Genomic DNA, 20,655 nt, shown 5'->3' with positions numbered 1-20,655 from the left:
AAGGCGGCGCTTCATGGATAAATTATTGATTACCGGCGGTCGCGCATTAAGCGGCGATGTCCGTATTTCTGGTGCAAAAAATGCGGCATTGCCGCTCTTGGTGGCCCCTCTGTTAGCGGATGGCATTGTGCACATTGGCAATGTGCCTCATCTGCAAGACGTCACCACGATTCTGCAAGTCTTGGGTTGCATGGGCGTTACCGTGACCATGCACGATAATAATCAAGTCGAAATTGACGCACGTACGCTCACCAGTGCCGTGGCGCCTTATGAGTTAGTGCGCACGATGCGTGCTTCCATTCTGGTATTGGGCCCCTTGCTGGCGCGTTATGGTGAAGCCACAGTGTCGTTGCCCGGCGGCTGCGCGATTGGTTCGCGTCCGGTGGATCAGCATCTCAAGGCATTGGAAAAGCTCGGCGCAGAAATTCGCGTCGAGAATGGCAACGTCCACGGCAAAGTGAATGGTCGCCTGAAGGGTGCGCACCTCGTGTTCGATATGGTCACAGTCGGCGGCACTGAAAACATTCTAATGGCGGCCACCCTCGCGGAAGGCACCACCATTATCGAGAACGCGGCACGCGAACCCGAAATCGTTAACTTGGCGAATATCTTGATCGCCATGGGTGCGGACATTGAAGGTGCCGGCAGTGATCGCATTGTGGTGCGTGGCGTTGAGGCGCTGCATGGTTGCCAGCACAATGTCATTCCAGACCGAATTGAAACCGGCTCGTATCTTTGCGCTGGTGCCATCACCGGTGGTCGCGTCCGTACCACAGCGGCGGATCCTACTCAGCTTGATGCCGTCTTGTTGAAACTACAGGAAGCGGGTGCGCACATTAATACTGGCGCCGATTGGATTGAGCTGGATATGCAAGGTCGTCGCCCAAAAGCGGTGAGCTTCCGTACGGCCCCTCACCCCGCCTTCCCAACCGATATGCAGGCGCAATTCATGGCGCTGAATACAGTTTCAACGGGCGTCAGCACGATCAGCGAAACCATTTTCGAAAATCGCTTCATGCATGTGCCTGAGCTCAGCCGCTTTGGTGCCAAGATCGCTGTTGATGGCCACACCGCAATCATTACCGGGGTGGAAAAGCTCATGGCGGCTCCTGTGATGGCCACTGACTTACGCGCGTCGATGTCACTGGTCTTGGCGGGTTTGGCTGCCGAAGGCAGCACGGTCATTGATCGTCTCTATCACATGGATCGTGGTTATGAGCGTCTGGAAGAGAAGCTCGTTGGCTTGGGCGCTGACCTGCGTCGCATCTCTTCGCGGAGCGGTCGATGAGCTTGATTATTGCCCTCTCGAAGGGACGTATTCTCAAGGACACCCTGCCCTTGCTCGCCGAAGCCGGCATTGAGTTGCTGGAAGATCCGGACAAGAGCCGCAAGCTGATTTTCCCCACCACACAAGAGGGCGTGCAGATCGTTATCTTGCGCGCCACCGATGTGCCCACCTTCGTGCAAAATGGCGCGGCAGATATCGGTGTGGCGGGTAAAGATGTGCTGGTAGAGCATGGCGCAGAAGGTATGTACGAGCTTGTCGACTTGCAGATCGCCCGCTGCCGCCTCATGGTAGCTGGCAAGGTCGGCGCGACGAAACCGGCTAGGCGTATGCGTGTGGCCACCAAGTTCGTCAACGTCGCCAAGCGCTATTATGCCGAGCAGGGCGAGCAAGTCGAAATCATTAAGCTGTATGGTTCGATGGAGTTGGCGCCGATCATGGACCTCGCGGACCGCATCGTGGACGTGGTGGACACTGGTAAGACGCTGAAAGAAAACGGCCTAGAAGCCCTAGAATTAATTATGCCGGTGAGCTCGCGATTGATCGTGAACAAAACGGCGATGAAACTGAAACAAGCTAGAATTCAACCTTTGGTCGATCAACTTCAGGCTGCGGTAACCCGCCGAGAAGTTGCCCACGCCTAAGACCACCGTCGGCCCCGTCGTGACGATGCCGGGCCGTGGGTCCGGCAGAATACGATGAGGAACGACATGTCGGTAATGCAACGCTTCAATAGCCAAGATGCTGATTTTGGTCGCACGCTGGATCAACTGCTGGCGTGGGAAGGCGTCTCCGACGCAGCCGTGCAAGCCACCGTCAATGAGGTGATCGCCCGTGTTCGTCGCGAGGGCGATGCCGCTGTCGTCGATTACACCAATCGTTTTGATCACGTCGCGGTGGCCGATATGGCTGCGCTCAGCATTCCATTGCCACGCTTACAGGCAGCCTATAACGGCTTGCCACCTGAGCAGCAGCAGGCGCTGACCATCGCTGCCGATCGCATTCGCCGTTATCACGTGCACCAACGCCAGGGCTCCTGGCAATACACCGAGGCAGACGGCACAGTGCTTGGGCAGCAAGTCATGCCACTGGATCGCGTTGGGATTTATGTGCCAGGCGGCAAGGCCTCTTACCCCTCATCGGTGCTGATGAACGCCATCCCTGCGAAAGTGGCCGGTGTTGCGGAAGTCGTGATGTGTGTGCCTACGCCGCGTGGCGAAGTGAATGAGTTGGTGCTGGCCGCCGCCTGGATCGCCGGTGTTGATCAGGTATTTACCATTGGCGGTGCGCAAGCCGTTGCAGCCTTAGCTTATGGCACGGAGTCCGTGCCGCGCGTGGATAAGATTGTTGGCCCGGGCAATATTTATGTTGCTACAGCCAAGCGTCAGGTATTTGGTCAAGTTGGTATCGACATGATTGCGGGGCCGTCGGAAATTTTGATTTATTGCGACGGCAAAACCGACCCGGCTTGGATCGCCATGGATCTTTTTTCGCAGGCCGAACATGACGAACAGGCGCAGTCGATTTTGCTCAGCGCCGATGCCGACTTCCTTGATGCCGTTGCTGCTGAAGTTGAGCGGCTATTGCCGACCCTTGAGCGCGAGGGCATCGCACGTATTTCGCTGACAGAACGAGGCGCGCTCATCCAAGTCCGTGATGAGGCCGATGCCTTAGCGCTCATTAACCGGATTGCGCCGGAACATCTCGAACTTTCCGTGGCTAATCCGGAAGCGCTGCTGCCGGAGATCCGCCATGCCGGGGCTATTTTCATGGGGCGCTTTACCCCGGAAGCGTTGGGTGACTACTGTGCTGGCCCTAACCACGTCTTACCGACCTCTGGGACGGCACGCTTTTCTTCACCACTGGGTGTGTACGACTTCCAAAAGCGCAGCAGCTTGATTGGCTGCTCGGCTGCCGGAGCGTCCACCTTGGCCAAGGTGGCGTCCGTGCTGGCGCGTGGCGAAGGCCTGACGGCCCACGCGCGTTCCGCCGAGTATCGTTTATTGCCGGATGATGCGGAGGTGAAGTCGTGAGCCGCTTTTGGAGCCCCTTCGTACGTGATCTCGTCCCATATGTGCCGGGTGAGCAGCCAAAAATTGCCAATTTGGTGAAGCTCAATACTAACGAGCATCCCTTTGGGCCATCGCCACGCGCCTTAGCGGCCATGCAGGCCGCCGTCGGCGACGACTTACGTTTATACCCGGACCCTAATGCCGATCAGCTGAAAAGCACCATCGCAGACTATTTTGATCTGGCGAGTCAGGGCGGAGATAAGTCCTGGGTCTTTGTGGGTAATGGGTCGGATGAGGTCCTTGCGCATGCCTTTCATGGCCTGTTTCAGCACGATAAGCCGTTGCTGTTTCCAGACATCACGTATAGTTTTTATAAGGTCTATGCGGGTCTGTATCACATCGCCTATGAAACGGTGGCCTTAAACCCTCAGTTCCAGATTGACCCCACGGACTATGCCCGCCCGAACGGCGGCGTGATTTTTCCTAACCCGAATGCCCCCACAGGTTGCTTATTACCTTTGCTCGCGATTGAGCAAATCCTGCAAGCGAACCCAGAGGTTGTTGTGCTGGTTGATGAGGCCTATATCGACTTCGGTGGTGAGAGTGCGGTGAGCCTGGTCGGGCGCTACGACAATTTATTGGTCACGCAGACGCTTTCAAAATCGCGGGCTTTAGCTGGCCTGCGTGTGGGTCTGGCTGTGGGTCAGCCACATTTGATTGAAGCACTGGAGCGCATCAAAAACAGTTTTAACTCGTATCCCTTGGGGCGAGTGGCGCTGGCGGGTGCACAAGCCGCGTTTGAAGATAAGTCTCACTTTGAAGCGATGCAGCAAATGGTCATCATGCAGCGTGACTCGCTTGAATTGAAACTTCAGCGATTGGGCTTTGATGTGCTGCCTTCGGGCGCGAACTTTGTATTTGCACGCCACCCTAACCATCGTGGCGCTGATTTGGCTCAGGCTTTGCGCGAGCAGGCGGTATTGGTGCGGCACTTTAAGCTGCCGCGAATCGAAGACTTCTTGCGCATTACGATAGGCACGCCCGATCAGCATCGGGCGCTCTTGTCGGCGTTAGAGACGATTCTGGCTTAACGTCTCATTGCTCTCGGCTGCGCTGCTTGGGGCGCTCACCCATAGTGACCTTAAGTGTGCGCAGCTTGCCTTCGCGCAAGACATCAATGTCGGCGGTGGTATTGGGCTTGAGTCCGGCAATCTGCCGAATCACTTGGTCGGCGCTAATGACTTTTTCGCCCATCACTTTCTTCAGCTCATCCCCAGCTTGCAGGCCACCTTTATCGCCGGGTCCATTCGGCATCACCCCGGCAATAATAATGGGCTGAGGGTTTTGCGCTGTGCCCATGTCTGCACTGCCGGCGATCTCAATGCCTAACCAGCCGCGCACCACATGGCCTTGGCGGATGATGTCTTGCATGACCTGTTTAGCTAAAGGGGCGGGTATGGCAAAGCCAATGCCCATGCTGCCGCCTGAGCGTGAGTAAATCGCCGTATTTACGCCCAAGAGATTGCCGCTGACATCCACTAAAGCGCCACCGGAGTTGCCGGGATTGATGGCGGCATCGGTTTGAATAAAGTCCTCATAGGTATTAATACCCAGACCACTACGGCCGATGGCAGAGATAATGCCTTGGGTTACCGTTTGCCCCACGCCAAACGGGTTGCCAATAGCCAGCACCACATCGCCCACGGCACTTGCCGATGTTTTGAACGGTAATACCGGCAGCTTATCGAGCTCAATTTTCAGTACGGCCAAATCCGTGTCGGGGTCGGTGCCAATGACTTTGGCGCTGACCTCTCGGCCGTCCCTGAGTGCAACAACAATGCTGTCGGCACTGGCAACGACATGATCATTGGTCAGGATATAGCCATCACTCGACACAATCACACCTGAGCCCAGGCTAGATGCCGTTCTTTCGCGCGGGATTTGTTCGCCGTGAAAACGAAACCACGGATGCTCGAGCAGCGGATGCGCCAGCGTTCTGACTTTTTGTGTGGTGTAAATGTTCACCACGGCAGGTGCGGCACGATTCACAGCGGGGGCATAGGAAATAGGGCCCGAGCTTGCTGCCGTATGACTGGGCAGGGCAAACTCTTGTGCCAGCCGAGGATCGTTCGGCGCGACGCGGCTAGGCCAGCTATCATGCCAAGAGATATAGCCGACGACACCCGCAAGCGCGAGCCAAGGTAGGGCGTTTGCCACACGCATATCAACACTCCTGTAGAGCCTGAGGTTTTGCTCAGGTGAAAAACACTGAATTCAATATGGGGCTGCACTGGGTTACTAACAAGTGGGCAGCACAGAGGTTAATGATGCAACTTAACGCGTTTGTACGAGCACTCGATGACCAACTTCAAGCGAAGAAGTTTCATGATTACTGCCCTAATGGTTTGCAAGTCGAGGGGCGAGCTGAGGTTAATCGAATTGTTACGGGGGTGACGGCTAGCGAAGCCTTGATTGATGCCGCCATCGCGTTTAATGCTGATGCGATTTTGGTGCATCACGGATACTTCTGGAAAGGTGAGCGCCCTGAAGTCACCGGCATGAAGCGTCGTCGTTTAGCGAAGTTGTTAGCGCATGACATTTCGCTGCTGGCCTATCATTTGCCGCTGGATGCACATCCCGTGCTGGGTAATAACGCGCAACTTGCCTTGCGCCTTGGGCTGCTCAGAAATGGCCCGCTCTTTCCCGATGATGCCCGTGCCGTAGGTGATGTCGGTGAGCTTGCTAGCCCGCTGTCGGCGACGGATTTCTCCGCGCACATCGAGCGCGTGTTGCAACGAAAGCCCTTACATATTGCGGGCAGTGATAAACCCATTTCGCGTGTTGCGTGGTGTACCGGCGGGGCGCAGGGCTTTATTGATCAAGCCATTGCCCTGGGTGTTGACGCTTACTTAAGTGGCGAAATATCTGAACAAACAGTGCATGCGGCGAGAGAGTCCGGCTTGCATTATTGGGCGTTGGGTCATCATGCCAGTGAGCGTTACGGCGTTCAGGCCTTAGGCGATTGGTGTGCGAAAGAGTTGGGGCTCACCCACCAATTTATCGATATCGATAACCCGGCTTAAGGTTGCAGGCGGCTGCGTTGCCAGTGACCTTTGCCATCCGGTAAATACAGCACGCGATCATGCAGGCGACTGGGTCGGCCCTGCCAAAACTCCAGACGATCAGGGGTGAGGCCATAGCCGCCCCAATGCGGTGGTCGTGGCACATCGATGGGGTATTGCTCCCTCAACGATTGCTCCCGGGTACGCAATGCGTCGGGGTGTGTCAGTGGCTGGCTTTGTGCAGAGGCCCAAGCGCCAATCCGGCTGGCGTAAGGGCGCGATGCGAAGTACTGATCAGAGGCACTGGCACTCAGCGGTGCAATGCGTCCCTCCACGCGAATTTGACGCTCTAATTCGGGCCAGAAAAAGGTCACCGCGGCGAAGGGGCTCTCTGCCAGCTCCTGACCTTTTCGGCTCAGGTAGTTCGTAAAGAAACACAGTTGCCCGTCGTCTACGCCTTTAAGTAAAACGATGCGCGAACTCGGGCGACCTTCTGGGCTCACAGTCGCCAAATTCATGGCGGTGGCTTCCTGTACAGAAGCGCTCAGTGCTTCATTTAGCCACGCTTGAAGCTGTATGAGCGGATCTGCATGACAATCCTCTGGGCTTAGGCCGCGTAAGCCATAATCAAGTCGGATGTCGGCTAAATTCGTTGAGGTCATTCGGGAGATCCTGAGAGCAAAGCAGTGGTTTCGGGTGAATTAAAGAAACTCTCGAGGTGTTCAGCAATACGACGTTCGAAATAACCTGACTCCACCCAGGCATTTACCAGCGGCGTGCCCACGGCAACCACTTCACGTACGATCTGTTTGCGCGTAATCCCTAGGCTCAGCAAAACGTCCATGGCCTTTTGGTCGCCCGCGTGCGCATACCAGCCTTTAATCAGATAGGCCACTTGCTGGCGCATGAAATCGGTCTGTCGAATCTGATTCCAAAACACCATCGCCATGTAGCTCAGGCCTTCAATTTCTAGATGACGGCTGGCTTGACCCAGCTCAAAAGCTTCGAGGTGTGGCCACAACTGATCGGCAAAGGCGCGCAGTTGATCTTCATTCAGCGCTTTGCTTACTAAGCTCTCGCTGAAGGCAGCAGTCGACTTCACATTCGCTTGCAGATATTTCTTCAGCGTGGCTGCCATGGTCTGCTCAAGATTTCCGATCTTGCCCATCATGCCTTTGCCAGCCTTCAGCAGCGAAGACATGCCGGGCACGTTCCGAGACAGGGGGTTCTCTGTGAGTAGGTAATCTTGGATGGCATGAAAGAGCAAATCAGACAGCATGCGATGGTAAATCGGGCTACCCAAGACCGAATGAATGACTTCACTCCGCAGCGCCGGGCGGGACACAAGGCGTTCCACCATAAAGTCGTAAATTTGGCGGTTGATCAGCTGGCGCATGGGCATTTGCTGATGATTAGGGTTGTTAAGCCCCATCTCCACTAACATTACCGCTTGTTGGCGAAGCGCTTCCGTAGGCTCGTAGCCCAAAATATTGCGCCCAATCCAGCCAGCAATGACCTCTTCGCTAAACAACTGGCGAACTGAAATGCGCTCGAGCAAGTCGCAGTAGGCGTTAGCCTCATTTTGCAAGTGCCCACTGAGTGCATCGCCCGAAAGCTCCTTTAAAACAAATTGGAGTTGAGCGTTCATAAGTTGTTGAGCGATGGGATGCATGGTGTACTCCGAGAACAGCAAACTGATGCGCAACATAACGGGTTGAACCAGCAAAATCCATGCTGAAACACTGACCGAGGTCAACGAATGGTTGACCTTAGGCGTCCTTTTTGAAATAACATGATCCATTCAGCACGGAATGCTGCATTTATTCACGATAAAAATGAGTTCAGCCGCATGATTCAACTTTGGCTTGGGCGCTTATTGCTTGCCTTCACATTATTCAGCACCGGTGCAATAGCAGCCCCTTTTGCCTATTTTACGGATAAAGACCCAGCAGACTCTTTGCGCGTGGCTGTGCCACCGGCAGCGGCAGACGATATGGCCATGATGGCGCTGACACTGATGGGCACTCCTTATAAGTTTGGTGGCACATCGCCCGAGTCCGGCTTTGATTGCAGCGGCCTCGTGCAGTACATCTATCGCGACATCAGTACGGTTACGCTGCCAAGAACAGCCGCTGAAATGGCTAATTTGGCGGGGCGAGATGTAACAACCCGCGAGCTGGTTGTTGGGGATTTACTGTTTTTCCGCTTAGGTAAGTCGTCCCGCATTAATCATGTGGGTGTGTACATTGGTGAAGATCGTTTTGTGCATGCGCCACGAACGGGCAAGAATGTGCAGATCGATAAGCTCGATAACCGTTACTGGATGCGTTATTACGACAGGGCTCGGCGACTGTTTACCGACGACGGTAACTTGCACTCCTACGTGAACACGCCAACGAATCAGCGTGTTCAGTAAGTCAGCGCTATGTGTTGCGTTTGCGCCAGAGCACTTCCTGTCCACCGCCTTCTCGTGCGAGCTGTCGAGCCAGCACAAAGCAGTAGTCAGACAAGCGATTTAAGTACTGCAGCGCTAACGGATTAATGCTCTCCACCTGACTCAGCGTGAACGTGCGCCGTTCAGCTCGGCGACAAATGGTCCGCACCACATGGGCCTGAGCGGCCGGCAACGAGCCGCCTGGCAGGATGAAATCCTTCAACGCGGGCAAGTCAGCATTAATGGCATCGATCGCCGTTTCCAGTCGCTCAATGTAGGCCTGCGTCACCAGCGTATAGCCTGGAATACACAACTCGCCACCCACATCGAACAAGTCATGCTGGATATGCTCCAGCATGACCTGCGCCTCATGTTCTGCCGTCAACCCTGCACGCAGTAAGCCCACCTGAGCGTTGGTTTCATCCACCGTGCCATAGGCCTCGACGCGAATGGCATCCTTGCTAACGCGGGTGCCATCGCCTAGCCCCGTGCTGCCATCATCGCCTGTGCGGGTATAGATTTTGGAAAGGCGGTTGCCCATGAGGATGATCCTGCTTAGAACGAGTAGCGTGCGGTGACATAGCCGCTGCGATCGGCCGTATTAAAACCGATCACTTGAGCATATTGCTTGTCCGTCACATTGTCGGCACGAAGGCCCAATGTCAGTTGGGGCGTTGCTTTCCACTGGCCGAGCAAATTGACGAGGGTATAGCCGGGTACGCGCTCGATGCCAGAGTTGCCAAAGTCTTTAGCATGACTACGTGCAATCACTTCCGTGCCCACGCTCCAGCGTGAGCTTGGCTGCAGCATAAACAGTCCATTAAGTCCGCCACGCGGGCGGCGGAGCAGGTCGTCACCATTATCATCTTTGGCTTTTAAACTATTGGCATTGATTTGGTAGTTAAAGATGCCGTGTTTACCCTGTGCCGTGAGTTCAACTCCTTTAATGCGTGCACGATTGAGGTTGATGTAGTTGTTGGGGAAGGCAAAATCATTGGTGATCAGACCACGAATTTCGTTGTCATAAACATTCGTAGTGAGGGTGTGCTGCTGGGCGACTTGCCAGCGAAGACCTAGTTCACGTTGCTTGGATTTTTCAGGTTGAAGCGCTGGGTTACCAACAAAGCAAGGGCCAAAGTCATCAAAATCAAAATCGCCATCTTCTTCACAGAAGCCATTAAAGCCCAATGAAAATAATTGTTCGGCGGTTGGGGCTTTGAATGCAGAGGCCACAGTGCCATAAGCGCGCAAGCTATTGGCCACAGGATAGGTCAGTGTTAGGCTGCCGGTATTATGCCCACCAAAGCGCTCATGCTCATCGCGGCGTGCACTGGCATTAATACCTAACTTCTGAAGCGTGGACTCAATCGTGACAAAGCCACCATGACTTTGAATGGTTTTGTCGTAACCAAAATCGCCTGTATTGATCTCTTCCTGCTGATAGTCAATGCCAGCAATGAGGTTGCCAGCCTTGCCCAAGTTGACTTGGGTTACCCAAGAACCTTGCAAGCGGCTAGCGTCTAATGTGTTGTCGCGCTCAACGCGGTTGTAGCCTAGCTCGAGGGTTTGCTGCCAATTCGCCGTGGTGGCGTGACTGAAGGCGACGCGAGCATTGCTGAGTTGTTCGTCCGAGAGGCCTTGGTCGAACTCAACCTGACGATCTTGATAAATAGCATTGAATTGCAACATGGATTTTTCACCCAGTTGCTTGCCGGCATTAATTTGTGCGCTTTTGCTGTGTTGGCCATCGCGATCTTGGTTGGATGGTGCCTTGCGTGCAGAGAAGCCGTCGAGATCTGCATAGCTGGACGTTAGTGACAAATAGTCAAGGTCCTTGCTAATGCCTACACCGGCTTGAAGCTCTTGCGTCTTAAAGCTACCCGCTTTAATAGCGACAAAGTTGCGACTGGTCTTGCGCGTGAAAATCTGGATGACGCCACCAATGGCATCGGAGCCGTATTGAGCACTACGTGCTCCACGTACGATTTCGATGCGATCAATATCTTCTGGGCGAAGCAAGGAGAAATCAAAGCGCCCATCGTTGGCAGTGTTTGCGCGCACGCCATCAATCAATACCAAAACATGATTGGAATTAGTGCCACGCATAAATACTGAAGTGGATGCGCCGGGAGCGCCATTTGACGCGACATCAATGCCACCTGCCAAGGATAGAAGCTGTGCGAGAGAAACCGACTGGCGGGCTTCAATGTCCTCGCGAGTGATGACGGTTGTACTGGCAGAAATTTCCGAGGTGTTTTCAGCAGCACGACTGGCTGTCACCACGACTTCGTTTAGGGCCGAAGTGGTGTCTGTAGCGTGGGCAGATACGGAGATGGCTAGTGCCACGGGTGCTAAGGCGAAAGGTAAAAACTTCATCTGTCATGTCTCAATGCTGTCTGCATCCCCGCAAACAGTCGTTCGGGAAATGCCAGCACGAAGACTGCGCCTGCCCTAAAGGCAAGCACATGCTCCGGAATGAGCGCCCACCGCGCTGGCCGTATGTACTTGAGCCGGTCTCCGGGCTGACTGGCGGGCTAGTTGCCTCAGGTGCTCGCCTTCCCATCAAAAGACAGTGGCGGATGAGCACGTTTACCAGGGTCACCGTTGCGGGGGCAGCGTTGGGCTTTCACCAACTTCCCGTCTGCACATAGGCAGACCAGCGTTTAAGCTGGACACTCAAGAACGGTGAAATTGTGGCGATTTGCTAAAGGAATGTCCAATACACAAACTCAACAAAGGTCGAATTGCGCAGCGCTTTATAGGTCTAAAATGCTTTTTAATTGAACAACTTGTTGCAAATTTGTGTTGCCTTCTTGCGTGATGCGCGTGAAAAGTTTAAAAGATAAGTCTGCTTTTTAATTTACACAAAAACAACAATTAAGGGTGCGCTATGCTGCAGCGAAATCTCTCTTCCATAACGCCTAGTCTTTGCACACATCAATTTGCTCCTCGCCAGTTATCACTCGCTATTGCTCTAGCCGCCATGCTCCCCATAGCTCACGCGGGCTCTGTGGACTTTGCAGACGGGGAGGGCAAGATTACCTTTGACTCAACTTTCTCCGCCGGTGTGTCTGTGCGAACACAAGATCCGGACAAGCGTATTGTGGGCATTGTGAATGGCGGTACTTCGCGTAGCGTCAATGAAGACAATGGCAACTTGAACTATGAGAAGGGTGAGGTTTTTTCGGGCGTACTGAAGGGTAGCCACGATTTTGATATCTCCTACGGCGATACAGGCTTTTTTGCTCGCTTTGGCTATTTCACTGACATCGCAGCGGCCAATAAAGATTTCGGTTTCCGCTTAAGCAGCCCTGAATTCAGTGGCGAAGCCGCGACTGAGCGTGATCTGGGTATCATTCCGCATAAGCGCTTAGATTTTGATGCGGAATTGTTTGACGCCTATTTCCGTACGCAGTTCGACATCGCTGGTAAGACCATGAATATCCGCTTGGGTCGTCAAGTGTTGAGTTGGGGTGAAAGCACGCTGATTCAGGGGGGCATTAACGTCATCAACCCGGTGGATTTGACGCGCCTACGTACGCCGGGAGCTGAGCTGAAAGAAGCCTTTATTCCAGTTCCTCTGCTGTATATCTCACAGCAAATAACCGACAACATTTCGCTGGAATTGTTTAATCAGTTCAAGTTTGAGCCGTTCCGAATTGATCCGCTGGGAACATTCTTCAGCTCGACTGACGTATTCAGCCCGGGCGGCACGCAAAGCTTCACCGGCTTTGGACGCACGCCAGATAATGCTCACGGCAGTGCTGCTATAGAGAATTCTACTATTCCGCGCGGTCCAGATCGCTATGCGCGTGATGATGGTCAGTTTGGCGGTGCTTTGCGCTTTTTCTTGCCGTGGTTCAATAACTCTGAAATGGCGCTCTACGGTATTAATTACCACTCACGCTTGCCGTTAGCGAGCCTCCTGCAAGCTCCGTGTAAGAATCCGCCGCCGGGCGGGGCGCTGAATTGTGTGCCAAGTCAGCGAGACGCTACTAAAGCCAGTGTTTTTGCAGAATATCCTGAAGATATTCAACTTTTTGGTGTCAGTATGAATACCCCGGGACCCTTTGGGATTGCTCTGCAGGGTGAATATTCCTATCGCCCCAATCTGCCTGTTCAGCTAGCCACGGTGGAGCTAACCTTGGCTGCTCTCGGCTTGCCAAACCAAGCCGGTTTTGGGAGCGATGTGCCTTCGGACTCTAATGGTGCGGCTAAAGGGCCTGGCGAAAAGATCACAGGCTTTAAGCGGGTAGAAGCGCATCAGGTGCAGTTCACGGGTACAAAATCTATTCCCAATTTACTCGGTGCTGAGCAAGTTATTTTGCTGGCAGAAGCGGCCTACTTTTTTCAGGATCTGCCAGATAACTTGAAGTTTGCGGGTCCAGCTACGTATTTACCCTCCGCTCAGAATCGGGTGTTACTGAATTATCCAACCCCGTTGGTTGCGAATGGCGCTGTGCAGCCGGGTGACGAGGGCTATGCCACTAAGTCATCCTTTGGCTATCGTTTAATTTCTCGTTTTGAGTACACCGATGCATTTGCCGGCGTGAACCTTTTGCCTCGTATTGTTTTTTCTCACGACGTGAAAGGGGTCAGCCAGTTCTTCACGGAAGATGTGAAGGCTGTTTCACTGGGCTTAAACGGCACCTATAACCAAGCTTGGAACTTTGACATCGCGTACACCAACTTCTTTGGTGGCCGTGTCTTTAAGGGTGTCGACTGCACTGTTGGGCTTACCAGCTCAGTCGGCCCACTCACAGGGATTCCCGGGTTGCCCGTAGCAACTGGGGATCAATTGTGTTCGCTGCCAACTGGCCCCACAGCGCTGCCGAGTGGTCAATCCAAAGAGTTCGAAAGTATCGCCAACCCAAGCATCGATCGTGACTTTGTTGCGGCCAGCTTGAGCTATTCATTCTAATTAAAACAACGTGGAGTTTTCTATGAACCTCAAACCCCTCCTGTTAACAGCTGCCATGATGGCGCTCAGTGCAAATGCACTGGCCGCTGTTTCTGGCGCTGAAGCCGCGCGTCTGGGTGCGGATCTGACCCCAATGGGTGCAGAGAAGGCCGGCAATGCTGCAGGTACGATTCCTGCGTGGACGGGTGGTATCACCACGCCGGTGGCTGGATTCAAGCCCGGTGGCCATTACCCCGATCCCTATCCCGGCGATAAGCCAAAGTTTGAAATTTCGGCGGGCAACATGGCGCAATACGCGGCCAATTTGACCCCGGGCCAACAGGCTTTGTTGAAGAAATACCCAACGTGGAAAATGAAGGTGTACCCGACTCAACGTAGCGCGGGTTACCCGAAAGCCATTTACGATGCGTCCAAAGCGAACGCAACGCGTGTGAACTTGGTCAGTGGTGGTAATGGCTTCACCGGCACTTCGGTTGGCGTGCCTTTCCCCATTCCAAAAACAGGTGTTGAGCCGATTTGGAACCACATTGTGGCTTATCGTGGCGATACCTTTGATATCAACACCACGCAGGTGGCTGTGACTCGCGAAGGCGATTACACCCCTGTGCGTTTCGAGTACTCCTACGACTTCCATTACAACAACTTGAAGAAGTCGGAAGCACAGCGCGAAAAGAACAAGGTCACTAACTTCATGCAGACCGTTACAGCGCCAGCGCGTTTGGCTGGCCAGATTCTGCTCGTGCATGAATACGCTGACCAAATTGCTAACCCTCGTTCGGCATGGACATACAACCCAGGCCAGCGTCGTGTTCGTTTGGCGCCCAACGTGGCCTATGACAACCCCGGTGTGGCTGCCGATGGTCTGCGTACTAACGATGACTTCACCCTGTTCAACGGTGCGACCGATCGTTACGACTGGAAGCTGGTGGGTAAGAAAGAAATCTATGTTCCATACAACAGCTATCGCCTAAACAGCGGCAAACTGAAAATTGCTGACATCGTGCGTCCTGGCCACATCAACCCAGAGCATGCTCGTTATGAGCTTCATCGTGTTTGGGTGGTGGATGCCACGCTGAAGTCGGGCACGAGCCATATCTACCATCGTCGTACTTTCTACATCGATGAAGATTCTTGGAACATCCTGGCAGTGGACAAGTACGATGCTCGCGGCCAACTCTGGCGTGTGGCTGAGCAGCATTCGCAACAGTTCTACGACATTCCAGGTATTGGCCCAGGCGTGGAAGTGCATCACGATCTGCAGTCCGGCCGATTCCTGGCCATGGGTATGACCAACGAAGAGTCCACGGTATATGTCCGTACCAACCGCGATGCCTCCGACTTCTCTCCGTCGAGCTTGCGCGGTGCTGGCACCCGTTGAACCTTAAAATAAAAGAGTAGATCACTATGTCGAAAGCGGTTCCGGCACTGTTTCTGGCTTTTGTAGCCGTCATTCTGAGCTATGCCTTTGCGCATCGCACAGGTGAGCCTAAGCCAGCCACTGAGGTGCGCATTGAGACCACCATGATCATGTCGGCAGCATCCGTCGGTGATGCGCGCGTGGCTGTTGGTGAGCGTGGGCGAATTTTTCGTCAGGCTAATGCCAAGTCGCCGTGGCTGGCGGTGAAGTCACCTACGGAATCGACGCTGACGCGTGTGCACTTCCTAGATGCGCAACAGGGTCTGGCTGTGGGTCACGATCAGGTGATCTTGCGCACCACAGATGCCGGAAAAACGTGGAAGCAAGTCTTCAGCGATGCGGCTGCAGAAACCCCGATTTTCGACGTAGTGCAACTGGACGCCACTCGTGCTTTTGCGATTGGTGCTTACGGTTTGTTCCTGGAAACTGTAGACGGCGGGGCGACGTGGACGTCCCGTTTTATCTTGCCGGAAGGTGAGGATCGTCATTTGAATGCGATTGCCAAATTGGCCGATGGCACGCTGATGATTGCTGGCGAAGCCGGCACGATCCTGCGCTCAACGGATGCTGGTGCTAACTGGCAGAAGGTGGATTCACCTTATGCCGGTTCCTATTTCGGTGTGCAGCCTTTGGGCGGCACCCAAGTGATCATGTATGGCATGCGTGGCAAGCTCCTACGCAGTGACGACAATGGCGCGTCCTTTGTTGAAGTCGCAGTGCCTATCACCACCTCGCTGTTTGGCTCAACCGTTGCTGCGGATGGGCGTGTGTTGGTGGCTGGACAAAATGGCGAGCTGCTGATCAGCCGCGACAGCGCACAGACCTTTACCAATACCAAGGTTGAGGGTCGCCCCATGTTGTCATCGGTACTGCCAACGGCTACCGGTGCGGATGTGTTTGGCGAAAAAGGCCTGCACGCTGCTGCCACGAACTGATCAGGATTAATGACCATGAAGATGCAAAATTTTGTGCAGTCGTTGTCTGATCTGCTGTTCGGACGACGCAAGTTTTTCCTCGGCTTATTTGCTGCCATTACGGTTCTGCTCGCGATTTCAGCGTCGCAGTTACGCGTGGATGCTGGCTTCGCCAAGATGATTCCGCTTGAACACCCTTACATGAAGACCTTCACCGAATATCAAAAGACATTCGGTGGCGCTAACCGTGTATTGATTGCACTGCGTACCAAAGATGGCCAAGACATCTATAACGCTGAATTTCTGAAGACGCTCAAGGGCGTGACGGATGAAGTGTTCTTCTTGCCGGGCATTGATCGCCCGACGGTCACGTCGTTGTTCACGCCAAACGTGCGTTTTATTGAAGTAGTAGAAGAGGGCTTCTCCGGCGGTAACGTCATTCCGGCCAGCTTCTCTGGCACACCCGAAGACTTGGAGTTGGTGCGCGGAAACGTGCTCAAGTCCGGTCATGTCGGTCGCTTAGTGTCCAACGATTTCAAGGGCGCGATGGTGAGCGCTGAGTTGCTCGAAGTGGACCCCAACACGGGCGAGAAACTCGACTACCAAGCCGTGGCCAAGAAGCTCGAAGCGATTCGTGCCAAGTACGGTAATGACAAGGTCAGCGTCCACATCATCGGTTTTGCCAAGGCTGTAGGTGACATCGCTGAAGGTGCTGCCGGCGTGCTGGTGTTCTTCGTGGTGGCGTTCTTTATCACGGCACTCTTGCTGCTCTGGTACTCCGGCTCGGCCAAGCTCACGGGTCTGGCGCTGATCTGCGCTTTTGTGCCTGTGGTCTGGCTGCTCGGTATCCTGCCGCTGATCGGCTTTGGTATCGATCCGCTATCCATTCTTGTGCCGTTCCTGATCTTCTCCATCGGTGTTAGTCACGCAGTACAGATGACCAATGCGTGGAAAATGGAAGTGGTTGCGGGCTCGGACGGCTTTAGTGCCGCTAAGAGTGCGTTCTCCAACCTGTTTGTTCCGGGCGCAATGGCGCTGTTAGCGAATGCTGTCGGCTTCATGGTGATGATCTACATCGCCATTGATATCGTGCGTGAACTGGCGGTAACCGCGAGCTTGGGCGTGGCGGTCATGATCGTCACCAACAAGATGTTGCTAACCATTCTGCTGTCTTACCTGAAGTTAACTCCTGCGGAAACCGAGAAGCTGCGCAAGCAGGGCGGCGAAGATCGTGGCGAGTGGCTGTGGAAGCGCATTCAGGTATTTGCAACCCCGAAGGCGGCTATTGTTGTGCTGTCGGTGACGGCGGTGCTGCTCGCCGGTGCCGCCATCAAGTCGCGTGACATGAAGACTGGCGACCTCGGTAAGGGTATTCCCGAACTGCGTGATGACTCGGTGTATAATCAAGACATCAATGCCATTGTTAACAGCTTCTCGATTGGCGTGGATCTGCTCTCGGTCATTGTGCAGGGCAAGAATATCGATGGTGCCTGTACAGACTTCGAGGTCATGGACGCAGTTGATCGTTTCGAAGCGCACATCAAGAACGTGCATGGTGTGCAGGGCACGATCTCGCTGGCTGGCGCCTCCAAGGTCGTCAATGCGGGCTGGAACGAGGGTAACCCTCGCTGGCGCGTACACTCGCGTAACCGCGATGTGCTGGCTCAAGCAGTAACACCAATCGATACCGGCACCGGCCTGCTCAACACCGACTGTAGCGCCATGCAGGTGCTGATCTTTACTAAGGATCACCAAGGTGAATCGATCACCCACATCATCCAAGAAATTAAGGACTATGTGGCGGCGAACCCGCAGAAGAAGATCGACTTCAAGTTGGCGAGTGGCCCGGTTGGTGTAATGGCTGCGACCAACGAAGCCGTGGATGAAGCCGAAGTCATCATGCTGATTCTGCTCTTCGCCTCGATCAGCTTGCTCTGCTACGCTGAGTTCCGCTCGGTGGCTGCCGTGCTCTGCATCGTTGTGCCGCTGGCGATTGTGGCCGTGCTCTGTAACGCGCTGATGGCGACGCTGGGCATTGGTCTGAAGGTGTCGACGCTGCCCGTGGTTGCCTTGGGTGTGGGCGTGGGCGTGGACTACGGCATCTACCTGTTCGAGCGCATGAAGCACTCGCTGGCCGATGGCGAGTCGCTGCAGGATGCCTTCCATAAAGCCTTGCAACAGCGTGGTACAGCGGCCATGTTTACCGCAGTCACGATGAGCATCTCCGTGGGTACTTGGGCATTCTCGGCACTGAAGTTCCAGGCTGACATGGGTATCCTGCTGGCGTTCCTGTTCATGGTGAACATGCTCGGCGCGATCTTCGTTCTGCCAGCGCTTGCAGCGTTCTTGGTGAAAGACAAAAAGTCCGCCTAAGCGGACATATAAAAGCCCTACGCCTTGTCGAGTTGCTGTTTAGCAGCTTGGGAAGTCGTAGGGCTTTTTTGTGGCTGAAAATCGGGGTGTGAGCTTACGGAGATTCGGGCGTAATGCTGACGCGGGTGTGACCCTGTTGAATAAATCGAAGCCGCTCAGCGGCAGCTCTGGACACGTCAATGACGCGTGAGCGGTGGAAAGGCCCGCGATCATTAATTTTGACGCGCACACTGCGTCCGTTGCGTAAATTTTTCACCATTACATAGCTGCCCAAGGGCAGTGTGCGGTGAGCAGCGGTAAGCGCCAACTTGTTATAGCGCTCACCGCTGGCTGTGCGCTTGCCTTGCATTGAATCGGCATACCATGAGGCTAATCCGACTTCGGGCGAGGCCGACGGTTCTGAGGCCATCATGCCACTGGAGCTGAGTGCGCTCACCCAGAAAACAGCTAACAAGGTGTAACTGGGTGAGTGTCTCATCTTGGTTTTATAGCCCTGGTAAGGTGTATCCCGCGATCTCTTCGCGCAATTTCACTTTTTGCATTTTACCGGTAGCGCCCAGGGGAATGGCATCGACAAAAACGACGTCATCTGGAATTTGCCACTTCGCAATACGGCCTTCGTAGAACTTCAGCAGCTCTTCGCGTGCCACATCGGCCCCTGGCTTCTTTACCACAACCACAATTGGCCGCTCATCCCATTTGGGGTGGCGCATGCCGATGCAGGCGGCCATCGCAATCGCAGGATGCGCCATGGCGATGTTCTCGACATCAATAGAGCTAATCCATTCACCGCCTGACTTGATCACATCTTTACTGCGATCGGTAATGTGCAAATAGCCATCGGCATCGATGGTGGCGACATCGCCGGTGGGGAACCAGCCGTCGATCAGTGGGTCACCGCCTTCGCCTTTGAAGTAGGAGCGCACAATCCACGGGCCGCTGACTAGCAGCTCTCCTTGTGCCTTGCCGTCATGCGGTAATTCACGGCCTTCGTCATCAACGATTTTCATGCTGACACCAAAAACGGGGCGGCCTTGTGTGCAGAGGATTTTGAGTTGTTCATCTGCCGACAGGGACAGGTGCTTGTTTTTGAGCGTGCAGAGCGTGCCCAGTGGAGACATTTCGGTCATGCCCCAAGCATGTAATACGGTGACGCCATAGGTGTCTTTGAACATGCGGATCATGGCAGGTGGGCAAGCCGAGCCGCCAATGACGGTGCGCTGCAAGGTGCTGAAGCGCAAATTGTTCTGCTGTAAGTGGCCGAGCAGCATCTGCCAGACGGTGGGAACACCCGCAGCAAAGGTGACCTTTTCGGCTTCTAGCAGCTCATAGATGGACTTGCCATCGAGGGCGGGCCCTGGAAAGACCAACTTGCAGCCTGTTGCGGCGGCTGTGTAGGGGATGCCCCACGCATTGACGTGGAACATCGGCACTACGGGCAACACGCTGTCTTTCGCGGACAGGCACATCACATCAGGCATGGCGGCTGCGTACGCATGCAGCACACTGGAACGATGGCTGTAGAGCACGCCCTTGGGGTTGCCGGTGGTGCCACTGGTGTAGCACAGGCAGGCAGCGACGCTTTCGTCAAGCTCAGGCCAAGCATAGGTTGTGGCCTCACCCGCGATCCACGATTCGTAGCTGATTAGATTCGGGATGCCGGTGTCGCTGGGCAGTGCATCGGCGTCGCACAGAGCCACCCATTGCCGCACTTTCGGGCAATGGGTGTGGATGGCTTTGAGGATGGGCGCAAACGTGAGGTCGAAGCAGACAACTTCGTCTTCCGCATGATTGATGATCCAAGCGACTTGCTCAGGGTGCAGGCGGGGATTGATGGTATGGAGCACACGGCCACTGCCAGAAACGCCGTAATAAAGCTCAAAGTGGCGGTAACCGTTCCACGCCAAAGTGCCCACTCGCTCGCCAATAGGAACACTCAGGCGATCCAGTGCATTGGCGACTTGGCGAGAGCGCAGCGCGGCATCTGCATAGGTGTATCGGTGTATGTCGCCTTCCACGCGCCGACTGACAATTTCACCATCGCCATGGAAGCGTTCGGCAAAGTCAATGAGTTGCGAAATAAGCAGGGGGCGTTCTTGCATCTGGCCTTGCATGACGGTCTCCGGTCAGTTTTGCGCTGGCAGGAAGCAGCGACGAAATTGTTTTTAGCTGTTCTGGAGTATTGCAAGGACCGCCATGACTGAACAGTCTGCAAAACTCGCTTTAAGCAAAAAGCC

General features: G+C 54.5%; 17 protein-coding genes and 1 riboswitch. Of the genes, 10 read left to right on the top strand and 7 right to left on the bottom strand.

Annotated elements, in window-relative coordinates:
* The first annotated feature begins 13 nt into the window (after positions 1-13).
* The 4 genes from murA to hisC all read left to right on the top strand — a co-directional run bounded on the left by murA (position 14) and on the right by hisC (position 4,388).
* Positions 14-1,288 (top strand): UDP-N-acetylglucosamine 1-carboxyvinyltransferase, encoded by a 1,275-nt coding sequence (gene murA, locus A8710_RS10515; protein WP_068860332.1) that lies wholly within the window; start codon positions 14-16, stop codon positions 1,286-1,288.
* Positions 1,285-1,929, top strand: a complete 645-nt coding sequence (gene hisG / locus A8710_RS10510) for an ATP phosphoribosyltransferase (RefSeq protein WP_068860330.1) — start codon at positions 1,285-1,287, stop codon at positions 1,927-1,929. Before murA ends, hisG begins: the two co-directional genes overlap by 4 nt.
* A gap of 66 nt (positions 1,930-1,995) precedes the next feature.
* Positions 1,996-3,318: a histidinol dehydrogenase gene (gene hisD / locus A8710_RS10505; protein ID WP_068860328.1), complete on the top strand. Its 1,323-nt coding sequence runs from the start codon at positions 1,996-1,998 to the stop codon at positions 3,316-3,318.
* Positions 3,315-4,388 carry a histidinol-phosphate transaminase gene (gene hisC, locus A8710_RS10500; protein ID WP_068860326.1) on the top strand — a complete coding sequence of 358 codons (1,074 nt, stop codon included), beginning with the start codon at positions 3,315-3,317 and terminating at the stop codon, positions 4,386-4,388. Before hisD ends, hisC begins: the two co-directional genes overlap by 4 nt.
* A gap of 4 nt (positions 4,389-4,392) precedes the next feature.
* On the opposite strand, the gene A8710_RS10495 is transcribed toward hisC, so the two are convergent.
* Positions 4,393-5,520 (bottom strand): trypsin-like peptidase domain-containing protein, encoded by a 1,128-nt coding sequence (locus tag A8710_RS10495; RefSeq protein ID WP_068860324.1) that lies wholly within the window; start codon positions 5,518-5,520, stop codon positions 4,393-4,395.
* A 101-nt stretch (positions 5,521-5,621) separates the two neighbouring features.
* Here A8710_RS10495 and A8710_RS10490 point away from each other — a divergent pair, with 101 nt between their 5' ends.
* Positions 5,622-6,380 carry a Nif3-like dinuclear metal center hexameric protein gene (locus A8710_RS10490; RefSeq protein ID WP_068860322.1) on the top strand — a complete coding sequence of 253 codons (759 nt, stop codon included), beginning with the start codon at positions 5,622-5,624 and terminating at the stop codon, positions 6,378-6,380.
* On the opposite strand, the gene pdxH is transcribed toward A8710_RS10490, so the two are convergent.
* On the bottom strand, positions 6,377-7,021 hold the full coding sequence (gene pdxH, locus A8710_RS10485) for a pyridoxamine 5'-phosphate oxidase (RefSeq protein ID WP_068860320.1): 645 nt from the start codon (positions 7,019-7,021) through the stop codon (positions 6,377-6,379). The genes A8710_RS10490 and pdxH overlap by 4 nt on opposite strands.
* The gene (locus tag A8710_RS10480) at positions 7,018-8,067 is read right to left on the bottom strand and encodes a hypothetical protein (protein ID WP_068860318.1); all 1,050 of its coding nucleotides are present in this window, start codon (positions 8,065-8,067) and stop codon (positions 7,018-7,020) included. Before A8710_RS10480 ends, pdxH begins: the two co-directional genes overlap by 4 nt.
* A gap of 141 nt (positions 8,068-8,208) precedes the next feature.
* Between A8710_RS10480 and A8710_RS10475 the strand changes: the two genes are divergently transcribed.
* Positions 8,209-8,775: a C40 family peptidase gene (locus tag A8710_RS10475; protein WP_082968845.1), complete on the top strand. Its 567-nt coding sequence runs from the start codon at positions 8,209-8,211 to the stop codon at positions 8,773-8,775.
* 7 nt (positions 8,776-8,782) lie between these two features.
* Here the strand turns inward: A8710_RS10475 and A8710_RS10470 are convergent, their stop codons facing one another.
* Complete coding sequence (locus tag A8710_RS10470) at positions 8,783-9,334, bottom strand: cob(I)yrinic acid a,c-diamide adenosyltransferase (protein WP_068860313.1); 552 nt, start codon at positions 9,332-9,334, stop codon at positions 8,783-8,785.
* A 14-nt stretch (positions 9,335-9,348) separates the two neighbouring features.
* Positions 9,349-11,169, bottom strand: coding sequence for a TonB-dependent receptor domain-containing protein (locus tag A8710_RS10465; RefSeq protein ID WP_068860311.1), 1,821 nt, complete (start codon positions 11,167-11,169; stop codon positions 9,349-9,351).
* A 115-nt stretch (positions 11,170-11,284) separates the two neighbouring features.
* Positions 11,285-11,488: riboswitch (cobalamin riboswitch) on the bottom strand.
* A 195-nt stretch (positions 11,489-11,683) separates the two neighbouring features.
* On the opposite strand from A8710_RS10465, the gene A8710_RS10460 reads away from it, so the two are divergent.
* From A8710_RS10460 to A8710_RS10445, 4 genes are read left to right on the top strand one after another with little or no spacing between them, the layout of a single operon-like run.
* Entirely contained in the window at positions 11,684-13,714 is a 2,031-nt protein-coding gene (locus A8710_RS10460) for a DUF1302 family protein (protein ID WP_082968800.1), read from the top strand.
* A 22-nt stretch (positions 13,715-13,736) separates the two neighbouring features.
* Complete coding sequence (locus tag A8710_RS10455; RefSeq protein WP_068860307.1) at positions 13,737-15,092, top strand: DUF1329 domain-containing protein; 1,356 nt, start codon at positions 13,737-13,739, stop codon at positions 15,090-15,092.
* Between the two features lie 26 nt (positions 15,093-15,118).
* Positions 15,119-16,066 carry a WD40/YVTN/BNR-like repeat-containing protein gene (locus tag A8710_RS10450; RefSeq protein ID WP_068860305.1) on the top strand — a complete coding sequence of 316 codons (948 nt, stop codon included), beginning with the start codon at positions 15,119-15,121 and terminating at the stop codon, positions 16,064-16,066.
* A gap of 15 nt (positions 16,067-16,081) precedes the next feature.
* Complete coding sequence (locus tag A8710_RS10445) at positions 16,082-18,418, top strand: efflux RND transporter permease subunit (protein ID WP_198341661.1); 2,337 nt, start codon at positions 16,082-16,084, stop codon at positions 18,416-18,418.
* A 94-nt stretch (positions 18,419-18,512) separates the two neighbouring features.
* Here A8710_RS10445 and A8710_RS10440 read toward each other — a convergent pair whose 3' ends face one another.
* Together A8710_RS10440 and A8710_RS10435 are read right to left on the bottom strand one after the other, a co-directional pair.
* Positions 18,513-18,830, bottom strand: coding sequence for a septal ring lytic transglycosylase RlpA family protein (locus A8710_RS10440; RefSeq protein WP_068860303.1), 318 nt, complete (start codon positions 18,828-18,830; stop codon positions 18,513-18,515).
* Between the two features lie 73 nt (positions 18,831-18,903).
* Positions 18,904-20,532: a 3-(methylthio)propionyl-CoA ligase gene (locus tag A8710_RS10435; protein ID WP_068860301.1), complete on the bottom strand. Its 1,629-nt coding sequence runs from the start codon at positions 20,530-20,532 to the stop codon at positions 18,904-18,906.
* Positions 20,533-20,655 lie beyond the last annotated feature (123 nt).

The organism is Perlucidibaca aquatica (assembly GCF_001676655.1).
GTDB classification, from domain to species: Bacteria; Pseudomonadota; Gammaproteobacteria; order Pseudomonadales; family Moraxellaceae; genus Perlucidibaca; species Perlucidibaca aquatica.
This window is presented reverse-complemented; position numbering and strand designations above follow the sequence as displayed.